Origin of the sequence: Dermacoccus abyssi (genome assembly GCF_003515945.1) — a bacterium.
Classification (GTDB): Bacteria; Actinomycetota; Actinomycetes; order Actinomycetales; family Dermatophilaceae; genus Dermacoccus; species Dermacoccus abyssi.
Genome location: NZ_QWLM01000003.1, coordinates 76,739 through 91,178, shown reverse-complemented (window position 1 = coordinate 91,178; position 14,440 = coordinate 76,739). Strand labels below are relative to the sequence as shown.

The window sequence follows — 14,440 nt, the reverse complement described above, 5'->3', positions numbered from 1 at the left end:
CGAACACCCCTCGCGCCTAGACTGAGGGGACGCGTGGAGATCCCGGAAGGAGCGACGTGGCCGGTCTCATCAAGGCGGAGGACATCGCTGCCGTCAAGGACCGCGTGGACATCGAGGACGTCGTCTCCGAGCACGTCACGCTGCGTCGGGCCGGTGCCGGTTCGCTCAAGGGCCTGTGCCCGTTCCACGACGAGAAGACGCCGAGTTTCACCGTGCGCCCCGCTGTCGGCGTCTACCACTGCTTCGGGTGTGGCCAGTCGGGCGACGTCATCTCCTTCGTCATGGAGCTCGAGCACCTCACGTTCACGGACGCCGTCGAGCGTCTGGCCGCGAAGGTCGGCTTGGAGCTGCGCTACGAGGAGGGCGAGCGCCCCGACCGCGAGCCGGCCGGGCGCCGCATGCGTCTCGTCGAGGCCCACCGGGTGGCCGAGGAGTTCTACCTCGAGCGGCTCATCGGCGACAAGGGCGAGCATGCCCGCGCCGGGCGTGACTTCCTGCGGGCCAAGGGCTTCAACGGCACCCATGCCAAGCACTTCGGCGTCGGCTTTGCGCCGCGTTCCGGTGACGCTCTTGTCGCGCACCTCCAGGCCAAGGGCTTCAACCCCGACGAGATGATGGCCTCAGGTCTGGCGGGGCAGTCCTCGCGCGGGCTCTACGACCGCTTCCGCGGGCGAGTGGTGTGGCCGATCCGTGACATCACGGGCGACACCGTCGGCTTCGGCGCGCGCCGGATCTTCGACGACGACCGCATCGAGGCGAAGTACCTCAACACGAGCGAGACGCCGATCTACAAGAAGACCCACATGCTCTACGGCCTCGACCTCGCGAAGAAGACGATCTCGCGTGAGCGCCGCGCTGTCGTCGTCGAGGGGTACACCGACGTCATGGCCGCGCACCTGGCCGGCGTCGACAACGCCGTCGCGACCTGTGGCACGGCCTTCGGCGTCGACCACATCAAGTCGTTGCGCCGCATCATGCGGGACGAGGCCGGTGGTACGCCGGCCCGTGTCACCTTCACCTTCGACGGCGACGCAGCCGGCCAGAAGGCAGCGATGAAGGCGTTCGAGGAGGATCAGCGCTGGGCGTCCCAGTCGTTCGTGGCCGTCGCGAAGGACGGTATGGACCCGTGCGACCTGCGGCTGCGCCACGGCGACGAGGCGGTCAAAACCCTCATCGACGACGCGGTGCCCATGTTCGAGTTCGCGGTGCGTACGACGATCTCCGGGTTCGATCTCGACCACGCCGAGGGTCGTGTATCGGCGATGAAGGCTGTTGCGCCGATCATTGCGGGCATCCGCGACACGACGTTGCGTCCGGAGTACGTGCGCACGGTGGCGGGCTGGATCGGTGTCGAGATCGAACAGCTCAACGCCGCCGTTCGCACCGCGCCCAAGGGCGGTACGGCTCGACGCTACGAGAACCGGCGTGCCACGGCCCAGCGTCCACCTGAGGGGCAGCAGCAGAACGAGACAGCCAGTCGCCCCGACGCGGGCATCCCGGTCGCGCCGGAGCGTCCGCGTATCCCCAAGCCGGATCCTCGTGATCCGACGATCGCGGGGGAGCGGCAGTTGCTCCAGGTGATGCTCCAGTACCCCGAGTCGTTGAAGGGCACCGTCTTCGAGCAACTGCGCCCCGGCGACCTTCGCGCACCGGCGCACCGGTTCATCCTGGATGCTGCGATCAAGGCGGGCGGGCCGTCACGTGTGACGTCCATCGGGGCGTGGAACGAGGCCATTCGCTCGAGTACCGACCCGCAGTTGCACGACGTGCTCACCGAACTCGTCGTGCGCGACCTGCCGACGAAGCTCGACCCGACGACGGGGCGCCCCGACGAGCGCTACGTCGGGGCTCTCATCCAGAACGTGCAGGAGGGCGCGCTCAACGCGGCGATCGCCGACGCTCTGGGCCGCCTGCGCCGTCTGGACCCGGGCGAGAGCGGTTACGCCGACGACTCCCGCGCGGCCAGCGCGAGGCTGTTCGAACTGCAGACTCAGCTCAACCGACTGCGTGAGGCCGGCATGCGCTGAACCGGTGGCAAGGCGATTATGAACGGCTGAGAAACCTTTGCTACAGTTACGGCGCGCCAAACGTTCGGGTGAGAGCTCGGGCCGCTGGGTCAAGCATTCCCCTATAGCTCAATTGGCAGAGCATTCGACTGTTAATCGGAGGGTTCTTGGTTCGAGTCCAAGTGGGGGAGCACAACGAGAAGGGCCGCGAAAGCGGCCCTTTTTCGTTGCCCTTCTCCGGGCAGGTGAACAGGTACGAACGAGGCCCCCGCGATCAGATCGTGGGGGCCTCGTCGAGGGATCGACCTACAACTGTTTGTTGTGTACGGCGAGGTCGACGCCGGGGGCCCCGACCGTTGCGACACCGGCTGTGACGCCGCCCGCCGGGCCGCCGCCCTGAGCGCTGTCCTCGGCTACGCGGCCGCGGTTCTGCAGCCACTTCTCAGCGAGCACGGCGACCTTGGAGATCGCGTAGTTGAGCAGGATGTAGATCGTGCCGATGACGATGAGCGTCGGCACGATGTTGGCGAAGATCGTCGAGGCGTTCTTGCCCTTGTAGAGCATCTCGCCGTACTGAACCTGGTAACCCAGCGCCGTGTCCTTGAGGATGACGACGAGCTGGCTGATCAGGGTCGGCAGCATCGCGGTGACAGCCTGGGGGAGCAGGATCGAACGCAGCGTCAGCGAGTCGGTCAGACCGATCGCGACACCCGCCTCGCGCTGGCCTTTGGGCAGCTGGTCGACGCCGGAGCGGATGACCTCGGCGACCACGGAACCGTTGTAGATGACGAGGGCCGTGACGGTCGCGATGAAGGCGTGGATGTCCTCCGCGCCGCCGCGGGTGAGTGCGCCGTAGAGGAACAGCATCATGAGCAGGACGGGGACGGCGCGCCCGAACTCGACGATGACACCCGCGGCCCAGCTCAGGGGCTTGATCTGCGACATGCGAGCCATCGCGAAGATGACACCGAAGATCGTCGCGCCGATCATGCCGGCGAAGGCCGCCTTCAGCGTGCCCACGAGGCCGGGGAGGATGTATTCCTTCCACAGCTCAGGATCCGTGAACGGCTTCCACATGGCGGCCGTGAACTGCCCCTTGTCGTCAAGTCGCTTGTAGACGACCCAGAGGACGGCTGCCAAGAGCAGGACACCGACCCCGGTCAGGATCATGTGACGACGGCGGGCCTTGGGGCCCGGCGCGTCGAAGAGAACTCCGGCGCTCATCGCTTCACCGCCAACTTCTTGCCGAGGTGGCCGACGAGAAGTCCGGTCGGCAGGGTCAGGAGGACGAAGGCGATCGCCGAGGCCACGAAGGCCTGGTTGAGCAGACCCGGGTCGTCCTCGGTGACCTTCGCGAGCATTGCCGCCATTTCAGCCACGCCGATGACGACGGCGACCGTCGTGTTCTTCGTGAGGGCGATCAGGGCGTTGCCCAACGGAACAATTGAGCCGCGGAAGGCCTGGGGGAGGATGACCTCGCGCAGCGACTGCCCGAACGTCAGACCGATCGAGCGAGCGGCCTCGGCCTGCCCGAGCGGAATGGTGTTCACACCGGAACGCAGCGACTCACAGACGTACGACGCGTGGTAGAGCACGAGACCGACGACCGCCAGGCGAAAGTTGTTCGTGTCGAAGAAGTCGGGGCTCTTGCTGTCAGCCAGGTTGATACCCAGCTTTGCCCACAGCACGAGGTTGCACGACAGGATGATGAGCGTCAGCGGCGTATTGCGGAAGATGTTGACGTACGAGGTGCCCAGGAAACGCAGCATCGGCACCGGCGACATGCGCAGAACGGCGACCAGGGTGCCCACGACGAGGGAACCGATAGCCGCAGCAATCGTCAGCTTGATCGTCATCCACAGCGCGGACAGCAGATCATAATCGCTGAAAAGCGTTGACATGCAATGCCTTTCGGAACGTGCGAGGCGGGTGGGGCTGGTGAAAGTTCACCGGCCCCACCCGCCGCGTCAGATAGATCAGGAGCAGGCTTCGAACGACTTCGGCGGGTTCACCTTGGTGTCGTACTTGAAGTCGGCGCCGAGGTTGGCCTCGACGGCCTTCTTCCACTCGCCGGAGTCGACCATCTTCTTGATCGCGGCGTTGACCTTCTCGCAGGTGGCCTTGTCGCCCTTCTTCAGGCCGACGCCGTACTTCTCCTCGGTGAACGGGTCACCGACGAGCTTGAACTTGCCCTTGTAGGCGTCCTGGTTGGCGTAGCCGGCGAGGATCGTGTTGTCCGTCGTCATGGCCTCGATGGCGCCCGAGGCGAGAGCGTCCGCGCACTCGGAGTACTTGTCGTACTTCTGGGGCACAAGGTTCGGCTGCTTCTCCTTGAGGTTGTCGACCGACGTCGAACCGGTGACGGAGCAGACCTTCTTGCCCGACAGGTCGGAGACGCTCTTGATCGAGCTGTCCGACTTCACGAGGACCGACTGGCCGGCGATGAAGTAGGGACCACCGAAGGAGACGACCTTCTTGCGCTTGTCGGTGATCGAGTAGGTCGCGAAGATCATCTTCACGGAGCCGTTCTCGAGCATCTTCTCGCGCTGCTTGGACGGCGTCTCGACGAACTCGATCTTGTCCGCCTCGTAGCCCATTTCCTTGGCGACGTACTTGGCGACGTCGACGTCGAGACCCTTGTAATCGGAACCGGCCTTGAGGCCGAGACCCGGCTGGTCGAACTTGATGCCGATCTTGACCTTGTCGCCCGAGCCGGAGCTCGACTCGTCGTCACTGCCGCCACAGGCGCTGAGGCCGAGGGCGAGGGACGCGACGCCGACCGTGGCGATTGCACGCTTGATCATGGATTTCCTCCTGGTAAAAGACCTGACCCGAGGGTCAGTGGGTGAGGATCTTGCCGAGGAAATCCTTGGCGCGATCGGACTTGGGGTTGGTGAAGAACTCTTCGGGCTCAGCCTGCTCGAGGATCTCGCCGTCGGCCATGAAGATGACGCGGTCGGCAGCGCGACGGGCGAAGCCCATCTCGTGCGTGACGACGATCATCGTCATGCCTTCCTTGGCCAGCTGCGCCATGACGTCGAGGACTCGTTGATCATCTCGGGGTCGAGGGCGGAGGTGGGCTCGTCGAAGAGCATGACCTTCGGCTCCATGGCGAGCGAGCGGGCGATGGCGACACGCTGCTGCTGACCGCCGGAGAGCTGGGCCGGGAACTTCTTGGCCTGGTGGTCGACGCCCACGCGCTTGAGCAGTTCCATGGCGCGCGACTCGGCGTCGCCCTTGGACTTCTTGCGCACCTTGATCGGGCCGAGGGTCACGTTGTCGAGAATCGTCTTGTGGGCGAAGAGGTTGAACGACTGGAAGACCATCCCGACGTCGGCGCGCAGCTTCGCGAGGCCCGCTCCCTCGGCGGGAAGCTCCTTGCCGTCGATCTGAATCGTGCCGTTCTCGATCGTCTCGAGGCGGTTGATCGTGCGGCACAGCGTCGACTTACCCGAACCCGACGGGCCGAGGATGACGACGACCTCGCCGCGGTTGATCGTCAGGTTGATGTCCTTCAGGACATGCAGGTCACCGTAGTGCTTGTTGACACCCTCGAGAACGACGAGCGGCTCGCCGCGCTTCGCCCGGATGTCGGACTGCTCGGTGGCAGTGGTGGCTCCAGTCATGGGTGTGAGCGTAGTCATGCCTGCACTGATGAGCGCTACCGGATGCTCACCTGTGACCTAATCGGTACAAACACATAAGCATATGTATGACAGGGTTTTTGGGGGTTCGCGGCCACGTGGGCGCTGCACCCGGTGTTGGCTGCGGACTCGTCCTTGGGGGCGAGCGGCTACACTTCCGCGAGTGCCGGGCGCCTGAGCGCCGGGCTCGGGGCGGTAGCTCAGCCGGTCAGAGCAGAGGACTCATAATCCTTGGGTCGTGGGTTCAAGCCCCACCCGCCCTACTCCGAAGTCCAGTTTCGACCGCGCCCGCCCGCGCGGCGTTCTCGCCTTCGCCGTGCCCGTGAGGCATGATGGGGCCACAACCGCACAGTTCGAACACCTGAAATCGCATGAGGTCGTTGGGGAAGACGTCCCTCGCGCACACAGGAGGTTCGGATGTCGATGACGTCCTCACGCGTCATGACCCGCGGGGTGGTGTTCGTTCACTCCACCCCAGCGGCGCTGTGCCCGCACATCGAATGGGCCTTGGAGAGCATTCTGGGCCTCGACGTGTCCCTCGAGTGGACCGATCAGCCCGTCGCGCCCGGCCTCGTGCGCACCGAGTTCAGCTGGGCCGGTGACGCCGGTACCGGCGCGCGGCTCGCCAGCGCCCTGCGCGGCTGGGATCACGTGCGCTACGAGGTCACCGAAGAGCCCTCGGCCGGCACGGACGGCTCGCGTTGGTCGCACACGCCCAGCCTGGGCATCCATCACACCTGGACCTCCGCCAGCGGCGACGCCGTCGTCAGCGAGGACCGACTGCGCAGCGCCCTCATGGCGAGCGGCGGCGACCCGCAGGAGTTCCGCGCCGAGATGGCCGAACTGCTCGGCACGGCCTGGGACCAGGAACTGGAGCCTTTCCGGTACGCCGGTGACGGTGCGCCCGTGCGCTGGCTCCACCGCGTCGGCTGACCTGACACCCACACACCAAAGGGCGGTGCCTTCCTCTGGGGGAGGCACCGCCCTTTCGCGTGCAGTCAGTGAGCGAACGTCACAGCGGAATGTTGCCGTGCTCGCCTCGGCGAGCCGGAGCCTCGGCGAGCGCAGCCACGAGGGCTCCGCGCGTCTTCGTCGGCTCGACGACCTCGTCGACGACACCGATCTCCTGCGCACGCTCCAAGCCACCGGCGAGCACTGCGTGCTCCGCTGCCAGTTCCTCCTCGACGCGTGCACGGTCGTCGATCTCGACCTCGGCCAGACGACGGCGGTGCAGGATGCGCACGGCCGCGACGTGACCCATGACGGCCACCTCCGCGCTCGGCCACGCGAACACCTTCGTCGCGCCGAGCGAACGGCTGTTCATCGCGATGTACGCGCCGCCGTACGTCTTGCGCGTCACGAGCGTCACGCGCGGGACCACCGACTCGCCGAACGCGTGCAGCAGCTTCGCGCCGCGACGCACGACACCGTCCCACTCCTGGCCGACGCCCGGCAGGTAACCCGGAACGTCGACGAGGACGACGAGCGGGATGCCGAACGCGTCGCACATACGCACGAAGCGGGCCGTCTTCTCGGCGGCGGGGGAGTCGAGACAGCCACCGAGGCGCATCGGGTTGTTCGCGATGACGCCGACCGTGCGTCCGCCGAAACGCCCCAGAGCCGTGACGATGTTCGGCGCCCACTTCGCGTGGAGCTCGATGATCTCGGCCGCGTCGTCGAAGAGGTTGTCGACGAGCGGGTGCACGTCGTAGGCACGCTTCGCGTTCTCCGGGAACGTCTCGCCCAGGTCGCGCTCCTCGGTACCCGCGACATCGAACTCACGCTGATCGGCCATGAGGGAGGCGAGCAGGCGTCCGCGCTCGAACGCCTCGTCCTCGGTCTCCGTCACGACGTGCACCACACCCGAACGACGCCCGTGCGGCTCCGGGCCACCCAGGCGCGCGGCGTCGACGTTCTCCCCGGTGACGCTGCGCACGACGTCAGGACCGGTGACGAAGATGCGGCCCTTCTCGGCCATGATGACGACGTCCGTGAGGGCCGGGCCGTACGCCGCGCCACCCGCGGCCGCGCCGATGACGACGGAGATCTGCGGGATCTTGCCCGAGGCGCGCGTCATGATGGCGAACACCTCACCCACGGCGTGGAGGCTGACCACGCCCTCCGCGAGGCGGGCGCCACCTGAGTGCCACAGGCCGATGATCGGCGTGCCTTCGGCGAGAGCGATGTCGTACGCCTCGACGATGGCCTTGCAGCCCTCGACGCCCATGGCACCGCCCTGGACGCGCGCGTCGGAGCAGAACACGACGACGGGTGCGCCGTTCGCGCGGCCACGCGCCGAGACGAAGCCCGACTTCTCGACCTCGTTGATGATCTCCACCGTGCCGTCGTCGAGGAAGTTCTCCAGACGCAGGTTCGGGTCGCGCGGGTCGGCGGCAGGCGCTTCCGGCGCTGCGGTGAGGGCGTTCATGAAGCACTCCTGAGGGTTACGGCGACGTTATGGCCGCCGAAGCCGAACGAGTTGTTGAGAACGGCGACGTCGCCGTCGGGCAGCTTGCGCGCCTCGCCGCGCACGAGGTCGAGGTCGGCGAACGGCTCGTCCACCTCGTCGACGTTGATCGTGGCCGGCACGCGGCGGTGGTGGACGGTGAGTGCCGCGATGAGCGTCTCGAGTGCACCTGCGGCACCGAGGAGGTGGCCCGTCATCGACTTCGTGCCGGTGACCGCGATGCCACCGGCGGCGTCACCGAACGCGCGTCGGATCGCGGTGGCTTCCGCGACGTCGCCGACCGGCGTCGAGGTGGCGTGAGCGTTGATGTGCACGATGTCGGCGGGCGTCAGCCCGGCGCTCGTGATGGCCTCGGTCATGGCGCGAGCGGCACCTGCACCCTCCGGGTCGCCGGCGGTGATGTGGTAGGAGTCAGCGGACATTCCCAGCCCCGCGAACTCGGCGTAGATCGTGGCGCCACGGGCCTTGGCGTGCTCGTACTCCTCGAGCACGACGACGGCCGCGCCCTCGCCGAGCACGAAGCCGTCACGGTCGGGAGCCCACGGACGCGAAGCAGTCTCGGGGGAGTCATTGCGCGTCGACATGGCGCGCGCAGCAGCGAAACCGGCGATCGGCAGCGGGTGCATCGGTGCTTCGCTACCGCCGGCGATGGCCATGTCGGCTCGACCGGAGGCGATCGTCTGGGCCGCGAAGCCCATCGACTCCGCACCCGAGGAACACGCGGAAACCGACGTGTGAGCGCCCGCCTTGGCGCCGAACTCCATCGACACGTTGCCGGAGGCAGCGTTCGGCATGAGCATCGGTACAGTGAGGGGGTAGATGCGACGCGCGCCCTTCTCCTTGAGCACGTCGTACTGGTCGAGCAGCGACTGCACGCCGCCGATACCCGTACCGATGGCGGAGGCGAGGCGCTCCGGCTCGACCTCGGGGGAGCCGGCGTCGGCCCACGCCTCACGGGCCGCCACCATGGCGTACTGCGTGAACGGGTCCATGCGCTTGAGCTCGACCTTCGCCAGCGTCGAGGCGGGGCTCTCGGCGAGCGTGGCGGCGAAGGTGACGGGCAGCTCGTACTCGCTGACCCAGCTCTCCTCAAGGGTGCGGGCGCCGCTCTTGCCGGCCAGCAGAGCTTCCCAGGTGGCGGGCGCGGTGGCGCCCAGCGGAGTGGTGGCTCCAAGGCCGGTGATGACGACTCGGCGGTTCTCGCTCATGAGGCGAACTCCTCGGTGCGGGGTGTGACGGAAGCGGGTGGGACGCGGTGGCTCACCGAGCGGGTGAGCCACCGTCGTCCGGCCTGGTGAAGGTTCAGGCCTGGGCGTTCTTGATGTAGTTGACGGCGTCGCCGACGGTGACGAGGTTCTTGACCTCTTCGTCCGGGATGCGCACGCCGAACTTCTCCTCGGCGTTGACGACGATCGTCATCATCGACAGCGAGTCGATGTCGAGGTCGTCGGTGAAGGACTTGTCCGACTGGACCGACGAGGCGTCGATGCCCGTCTCCTCGTTGACGATCTCGGCGAGGCCGGCGAGGATCTCCTGCTCGGAAGCAGCCATGGTGTCTCTCCTTGTGGTTGCTCGATCGGCATTCGATCGAGGTCGGTATCTGACTCACCTCGGGTTACCCGCCGAGGCGCGGGAACTGGTGGGTTACGGAATCTCGATGACCTGCGCGGCGTACGCGAGGCCGGCACCGAAGCCGATCTGCAGCGCGATGTCGCCGCTCTTGGCCTGGCCCTCACGGATCATCCGCTCGGCGGCCAGCGGCACCGACGCCGCGGAGGTGTTGGCCATGTCGACGATGTCGCGGGCGACCTTGACGTGCTCGGGCAGCTTCATCTGCTTGACCATCGCGTCGATGATGCGGGTGTTGGCCTGGTGGGGGATGAACACGTCGATGTCGTCCGGCGTCAGCCCTGCGGCCTCCACGGCCTGCAGTGCCACCGGAGCCATGCTCCACACGGCCCAGCGGAAGACGGACTGGCCGGCCATCGTGATCTTGGGGTCGGCCTGGTGGCCTTCGCCTACCTGGCGGATCGACTCCCAACCGGAGCCGTCGCTGCCCCAGATCGTCGGGCCGATGCCGACGTGGTCGCTCGGGCCGACGACGGCCGCTCCGGCGCCGTCACCGAAGATGAAAGCCGAACCGCGATCGGTGAGGTCGAGAACGTCCGTCAGTTTCTCCGCGCCGATGACGAGCACATGGCTCGCATCGCCGGAGCGGATCATGTCCGAGGCCAGGCCGATGCCGAAGCAGTAGCCGGCGCACGCCGCGGCGATGTCGATGGCTGCCGGCTTGTCGAGCCCGAGGCGGTCGGCGAGCATCGGTGCAGCTGCGGGGGTGAACAGGTGGTGGGTGACCGAACCGACGAGGACACCGTCGATGAGTGACGGGTCGATGCCGGAGTTCGCGATCGCCTCACGGGCGGCGGCCTCGGCCATGTCGAGCATCGTCTCGTCGGGACGCGCAAAACGGCGGGTCTTGATGCCCGATCGCTCCTGGATCCACTCGTCGGAGGAATCGATCGGACCGACGATCTCGTCGTTCGTCACGAGGCGTTCCGGGCGGTAGGCGCCCACGCCGAGCACGCGGGTGAACTCGGCTCCGGTGCGCTGCGTGATCGTCGCCATCATGCACCTGCCGGGTGTAGGCGGACGAGCGGCTGGCCGGGCGACACCGGGTCCTCGTCCTCGACGAGCCACTCGATGATGCGTCCGCCGTGCGGCGCCACGGCGTTGTAGGCGTCACGCGCGGTGACGACCTGGCCGATCGTCTCGCCGGGGCGGATCGTGTCGCCCTCGGCCAGCGGCGCGCGGGTGATCGTGCCCTTGGCCGGCGCGATGACGAGACGCCAAGCCGGTTCGATGTCGTCCTCGAGCACGCCGTGCTCCCGCACCATGCGGTGCGCAGCGTCGAGGTCGTCCGGGGTCTTGACGGCGAGCGTCTCGACGCCGGGCATCGCGCGCTTGGCCAGGCCGACGAGCGTGCCCGCCGGGGGAATCTCGATGAGACCCGTGACGCCCATGGCCTTGAACGTCTCCATCGTGAGATCCCAGCGAACCGGGTTGCTCACCTGGGTGACGAGACGCTTGAGCACCTTCGTGCCGTCGTGGACGACGAGACCGTCCTTGTTCGACACGAGCGGGATGCGCGGGTCGTGCGTCGAGATGGCGCCGGCAAAGGCAGAGAGGCGGTCCAGCGCGGGCGCCATGTGCTCGGTGTGGAACGCTCCGGCGACCGGCAGCGGCACGACGCGGGCCTTGGCCGGCGGGTCGGCCTTGAGGTCCTCGAGCTGCTCGAGCGTGCCCGCGGCGACGATCTGGCCGGCGCCGTTCATGTTGGCGGGGGTGAGGCCCTTGGCCTCGAGGTGGGCGACGACCTCGCTCTGCTCGCCGCCCATGACAGCGCTCATGCCGGTGGGGGTGACGGCGGCCGCGTCGGCCATTCCGGCGCCGCGCTCACGCACGAACACCATGGCCTGCTCGGCCGTGAGGACGCCCGCGGCGGCAGCTGCGGTGATCTCACCGACGCTGTGGCCCGCACCGGCGCTGACCGAACGGAAGCCCTCGACGGGGTGCTCGAACAGCGCGAGAAGCGAGACGAGCCCGCTCGCGACGATGAGGGGCTGCGCGACGGCCGTGTCTTTGATGGTGGGCGCGTCGGCCTCGGTGCCGTAGTGCACGAGGTCCATACCCGCGCAGGCCGACAGCCAGGTCATGCGGGAGCGGAAATCCGGCAGCTCAAGCCACGGGCGAAGGAAACCGGGGGTCTGGGAGCCCTGTCCAGGGCACACGATCGCAAGCACGGTTCCACTCTGCCCGGCCTGGCCCCTGCACTGCGACCGGGCGGGCGACGAACTTCGCGAGTGTGATTTGTAGGGTTCCTACAAGCCGACGTCCCCGCGGGGACGTGGTGCGCGGCGCCCGGCCTCGAGGTCGGCGAACATGATCGCGAGCCGCAGAGCGAACGCGTCATGGGTGTCCGTGAGGTCGAGGTCGGTGGCGTCGAGGATGCGTCCGAGCCGGTATCGCACAGTGTTGGCGTGGACGAACAGCTCGCGCGCGGTGCCTTCGAGCGAACCCGTGCGCAGGTACGTGCGGGCCGTGTCGCCCAGTGGCGAACCCACGTCGAGCGTGCCGGTCGCGATGGAGGCCAACGCGCGGCGCGCCTTGTCGTCTCCCGCAACGGCCCTGGCCGCGAGCAGGTCGTCGCTTCGGGTCGGGCGAGGCAGCTGTGGTGCCGCCGGCGCCGCCTCGTAACCGCGGATGGCGTCGCGGGCGGAGCGCCCGGCAGCGTAGAGGTGGGGCACCTTGGGGCCACAGACGACGGGGCCCGGTCCGAAATGATCTGCGAGGGTCGTCGCGGCTTCGATCGGATCCGTCACCGGCCCGATGATGGCGATCATGCGTCGCCCTTCGACCGAGACGAGCACCTCGAGGCCGGCATGACGGGCGGCGCGCCGCAGCGGGTCGACGACGCTCGACTCGCCGCCCGCGGGGCTGGAGCCGACGACCACCGTCACGCCGCGCACCTCGGCCCACCCGAGAGCGTTGACACGCGAGCCGAGGGATTCGTCCGGCTCACCGCGGACGACGGCGTCGACGACGAGGGATTCGAGTCGGGCATCCCACGCGCCGCGTGACTCCGCGGCTCGGGCATAGACGTGCGCGGCCCCGAACGCCACTTCGCGCGCGTATCTCAGGACGGCCTCGCGCACCGTGGCGCGCTCCTCGGCCCGCGCATGCTGCGGCGCTTCCTCCTCGACCACCTCGATGACGGTGCGCAGCAGGTCGAGGGTCTGTTCCAGGGTGATGCGCCGCGCCAGCTCGCGCGGGGCGTTGGCGAAGATGTCGATGGCGTGCGAGTCGTCGACGGAGGGGTCTCGTAGCCAGCCGAGGAAGGAGCGGATGCCGTCCTGCGCGATGACGCCGATCCAGCTGCGATCGTCGGCCGCGAGGTCGGAGAACCACGCGTGACGGCTCTCGACGCGGGCGCTCGCGTGGGTGGCCATGGCCGAACTCGCCCGGTGGATCGCCGTCATCGATGCGTCGGAGACGGGGGAGTGCGCAACCATGCGCCACACCGTACCGTCACGGCCGCCGAGGCCGGGTTCCCCGGTTCGTTCCCTGTTCACTTCCCCGACGCGCCGTGATCACACCGGTGCGGTCTCATGGCCTTCATGAAGCGACGATCACTCCTGTCACTCACCACCGCCTCGGCGGCGACGTTCGCTCTGGGCGATGCCGCACAGGCCTCCACGACCTCCGGTCATCGACGTCATGGACACGGTGCGCGTTACCGCAAGCCCTACGTTGTCGGACACCGCGGAGCGAGCGGCTACCGCCCCGAGCACACACTCGAGGCCTACCGTCTGGCGGCACGCATGGGTGCCGACATCATCGAACCGGACCTCGTCATCACGAAGGACGGCGTGCTCGTCGTACGTCACGAGCCGGAGATCTCGGGCACGACGGATGTCGCGAAGCGCCCCGAGTTCGCCTCGCGCAAGACGACGAAGTCGCTCGACGGCAAACCGGTCACCGGATGGTTCACGGAGGACTTCACGCTCGCCGAGCTTCGGACGCTGCGCGCGGTGGAGAGATTGCCCGAGCTGCGTCAGCGCAACACGATCTACGACGGGCTGTGGCAGGTGCCGACGTTCGAGGAGGTGCTCAAGCTGCGCCGCGAACTGGAGCGCGAGCTCGGGCGCACGATCGGCGTCTACCCCGAGACGAAGCACTCCACGTACTTTCGCGCGCAGGGCAAGCCACTCGAGGAGAAGCTCGTCCCGCTCATCCGCACCTACGGGCTCGACCGGCCCGGTGCCCCGATCTTCATCCAGTCGTTCGAACTGCAGAACCTGCTCGACCTGCGCACTCGCTTCAAGGTGAAGGCACCACTCGTCTTCCTCACCGACGCGAAGGGCGGCCCCTTCGCCGACCCGAAGAAGCGCTCCTACGCCCACCTGACGTCACCGGCCGGGCTGCGGGAGTGGGCACACCTGCTCGACGGTCTGGGGCCGTCGGTCAAGCAGGTCATCGCCTGGAACGCGGACAACACCCTCGGTGCTCCGACGTCTCTCGTTCGCGATGCCCACGCGGTCGGCCTCCAGGTGTGCCCGTGGACGGTGCGGGCCGAGAACGACTTCCTGCCCGCGGACCTGCGCAACGGAAGCAACCCCGGCGATTTCGGTCAGGTCGTCGACTATCTCGAGAAGCTGTACGCCACCGGCATCGACGGGATCTTCTCGGACATGCCGGACATCGCCGTTCTCGCACGCGAGAGGTACCTCAGCCGGCGTTGACGCGCGTCCGCCTCGGTGCACGAA

12 protein-coding genes, 2 tRNA genes and 1 pseudogene are annotated in these 14,440 nt (G+C 67.8%); 5 read left to right on the top strand and 10 right to left on the bottom strand.

Annotation, left to right across the window (positions count from 1 at the left end):
* Positions 1 to 56 precede the first annotated feature (56 nt).
* The gene (gene dnaG, locus D1832_RS03445) at positions 57 to 2,027 is read left to right on the top strand and encodes a DNA primase (protein WP_118912633.1); all 1,971 of its coding nucleotides are present in this window, start codon (positions 57 to 59) and stop codon (positions 2,025 to 2,027) included.
* 97 nt (positions 2,028 to 2,124) lie between these two features.
* A tRNA-Asn gene (locus tag D1832_RS03440) sits at positions 2,125 to 2,197 on the top strand.
* A 115-nt stretch (positions 2,198 to 2,312) separates the two neighbouring features.
* Here the strand turns inward: D1832_RS03440 and D1832_RS03435 are convergent.
* The 4 genes and pseudogenes from D1832_RS03435 to D1832_RS03420 all read right to left on the bottom strand — a co-directional run bounded on the left by D1832_RS03435 (position 2,313) and on the right by D1832_RS03420 (position 5,632).
* Positions 2,313 to 3,230, bottom strand: coding sequence for an amino acid ABC transporter permease (locus D1832_RS03435; RefSeq protein ID WP_118912632.1), 918 nt, complete (start codon positions 3,228 to 3,230; stop codon positions 2,313 to 2,315).
* The gene (locus D1832_RS03430) at positions 3,227 to 3,907 is read right to left on the bottom strand and encodes an amino acid ABC transporter permease (RefSeq protein WP_047312081.1); all 681 of its coding nucleotides are present in this window, start codon (positions 3,905 to 3,907) and stop codon (positions 3,227 to 3,229) included. Before D1832_RS03430 ends, D1832_RS03435 begins: the two co-directional genes overlap by 4 nt.
* Before the next feature lie 75 nt (positions 3,908 to 3,982).
* Entirely contained in the window at positions 3,983 to 4,810 is an 828-nt protein-coding gene (locus D1832_RS03425) for a glutamate ABC transporter substrate-binding protein (RefSeq protein WP_182434645.1), read from the bottom strand.
* Positions 4,811 to 4,844: 34 nt separating this feature from the next.
* Positions 4,845 to 5,632, bottom strand: a pseudogene (locus D1832_RS03420) (amino acid ABC transporter ATP-binding protein).
* Between the two features lie 207 nt (positions 5,633 to 5,839).
* Here D1832_RS03420 and D1832_RS03415 point away from each other — a divergent pair.
* Positions 5,840 to 5,913: transfer RNA gene (locus D1832_RS03415), tRNA-Ile, on the top strand.
* A gap of 154 nt (positions 5,914 to 6,067) precedes the next feature.
* A complete protein-coding gene (locus tag D1832_RS03410; RefSeq protein WP_047312083.1) occupies positions 6,068 to 6,583 on the top strand; it encodes a DUF3145 domain-containing protein in 516 nt (171 codons plus the stop codon).
* A 79-nt stretch (positions 6,584 to 6,662) separates the two neighbouring features.
* Here D1832_RS03410 and D1832_RS03405 read toward each other — a convergent pair whose 3' ends face one another.
* From D1832_RS03405 to D1832_RS03380, 6 genes are all read right to left on the bottom strand, one after another.
* Positions 6,663 to 8,078: an acyl-CoA carboxylase subunit beta gene (locus D1832_RS03405; RefSeq protein ID WP_047312084.1), complete on the bottom strand. Its 1,416-nt coding sequence runs from the start codon at positions 8,076 to 8,078 to the stop codon at positions 6,663 to 6,665.
* Positions 8,075 to 9,325: a beta-ketoacyl-ACP synthase II gene (gene fabF / locus D1832_RS03400; RefSeq protein ID WP_118912631.1), complete on the bottom strand. Its 1,251-nt coding sequence runs from the start codon at positions 9,323 to 9,325 to the stop codon at positions 8,075 to 8,077. Before fabF ends, D1832_RS03405 begins: the two co-directional genes overlap by 4 nt.
* A 94-nt stretch (positions 9,326 to 9,419) precedes the next feature.
* Complete coding sequence (locus D1832_RS03395; protein WP_047312086.1) at positions 9,420 to 9,668, bottom strand: acyl carrier protein; 249 nt, start codon at positions 9,666 to 9,668, stop codon at positions 9,420 to 9,422.
* A 93-nt stretch (positions 9,669 to 9,761) separates the two neighbouring features.
* Positions 9,762 to 10,742, bottom strand: a complete 981-nt coding sequence (locus D1832_RS03390; RefSeq protein WP_118912630.1) for a beta-ketoacyl-ACP synthase III — start codon at positions 10,740 to 10,742, stop codon at positions 9,762 to 9,764.
* Positions 10,742 to 11,905, bottom strand: coding sequence for an acyltransferase domain-containing protein (locus D1832_RS03385; protein ID WP_274541948.1), 1,164 nt, complete (start codon positions 11,903 to 11,905; stop codon positions 10,742 to 10,744). Before D1832_RS03385 ends, D1832_RS03390 begins: the two co-directional genes overlap by 1 nt.
* A 90-nt stretch (positions 11,906 to 11,995) precedes the next feature.
* Positions 11,996 to 13,186: a PucR family transcriptional regulator gene (locus tag D1832_RS03380; RefSeq protein ID WP_182434644.1), complete on the bottom strand. Its 1,191-nt coding sequence runs from the start codon at positions 13,184 to 13,186 to the stop codon at positions 11,996 to 11,998.
* Between the two features lie 105 nt (positions 13,187 to 13,291).
* On the opposite strand from D1832_RS03380, the gene D1832_RS03375 reads away from it, so the two are divergent.
* Positions 13,292 to 14,416 carry a glycerophosphodiester phosphodiesterase gene (locus D1832_RS03375; protein ID WP_118912787.1) on the top strand — a complete coding sequence of 375 codons (1,125 nt, stop codon included), beginning with the start codon at positions 13,292 to 13,294 and terminating at the stop codon, positions 14,414 to 14,416.
* Positions 14,417 to 14,440 lie beyond the last annotated feature (24 nt).

What these genes read in the sequence shown, in the direction of transcription:
- D1832_RS03435 (WP_118912632.1), bottom strand. Translation starts at nt 3,230, where the DNA reads ATGAGCGCCGGAGTTCTCTTCGACGCGCCGGGCCCCAAGGCCCGCCGT.
- D1832_RS03430 (WP_047312081.1), bottom strand. Translation starts at nt 3,907, where the DNA reads ATGTCAACGCTTTTCAGCGATTATGATCTGCTGTCCGCGCTGTGGATG.
- D1832_RS03425 (WP_182434645.1), bottom strand. Translation starts at nt 4,810, where the DNA reads ATGATCAAGCGTGCAATCGCCACGGTCGGCGTCGCGTCCCTCGCCCTC.
- D1832_RS03410 (WP_047312083.1), top strand. Translation starts at nt 6,068, where the DNA reads ATGTCGATGACGTCCTCACGCGTCATGACCCGCGGGGTGGTGTTCGTT.
- D1832_RS03405 (WP_047312084.1), bottom strand. Translation starts at nt 8,078, where the DNA reads ATGAACGCCCTCACCGCAGCGCCGGAAGCGCCTGCCGCCGACCCGCGC.
- fabF (WP_118912631.1), bottom strand. Translation starts at nt 9,325, where the DNA reads ATGAGCGAGAACCGCCGAGTCGTCATCACCGGCCTTGGAGCCACCACT.
- D1832_RS03395 (WP_047312086.1), bottom strand. Translation starts at nt 9,668, where the DNA reads ATGGCTGCTTCCGAGCAGGAGATCCTCGCCGGCCTCGCCGAGATCGTC.
- D1832_RS03390 (WP_118912630.1), bottom strand. Translation starts at nt 10,742, where the DNA reads ATGGCGACGATCACGCAGCGCACCGGAGCCGAGTTCACCCGCGTGCTC.
- D1832_RS03380 (WP_182434644.1), bottom strand. Translation starts at nt 13,186, where the DNA reads ATGGTTGCGCACTCCCCCGTCTCCGACGCATCGATGACGGCGATCCAC.
- D1832_RS03375 (WP_118912787.1), top strand. Translation starts at nt 13,292, where the DNA reads ATGAAGCGACGATCACTCCTGTCACTCACCACCGCCTCGGCGGCGACG.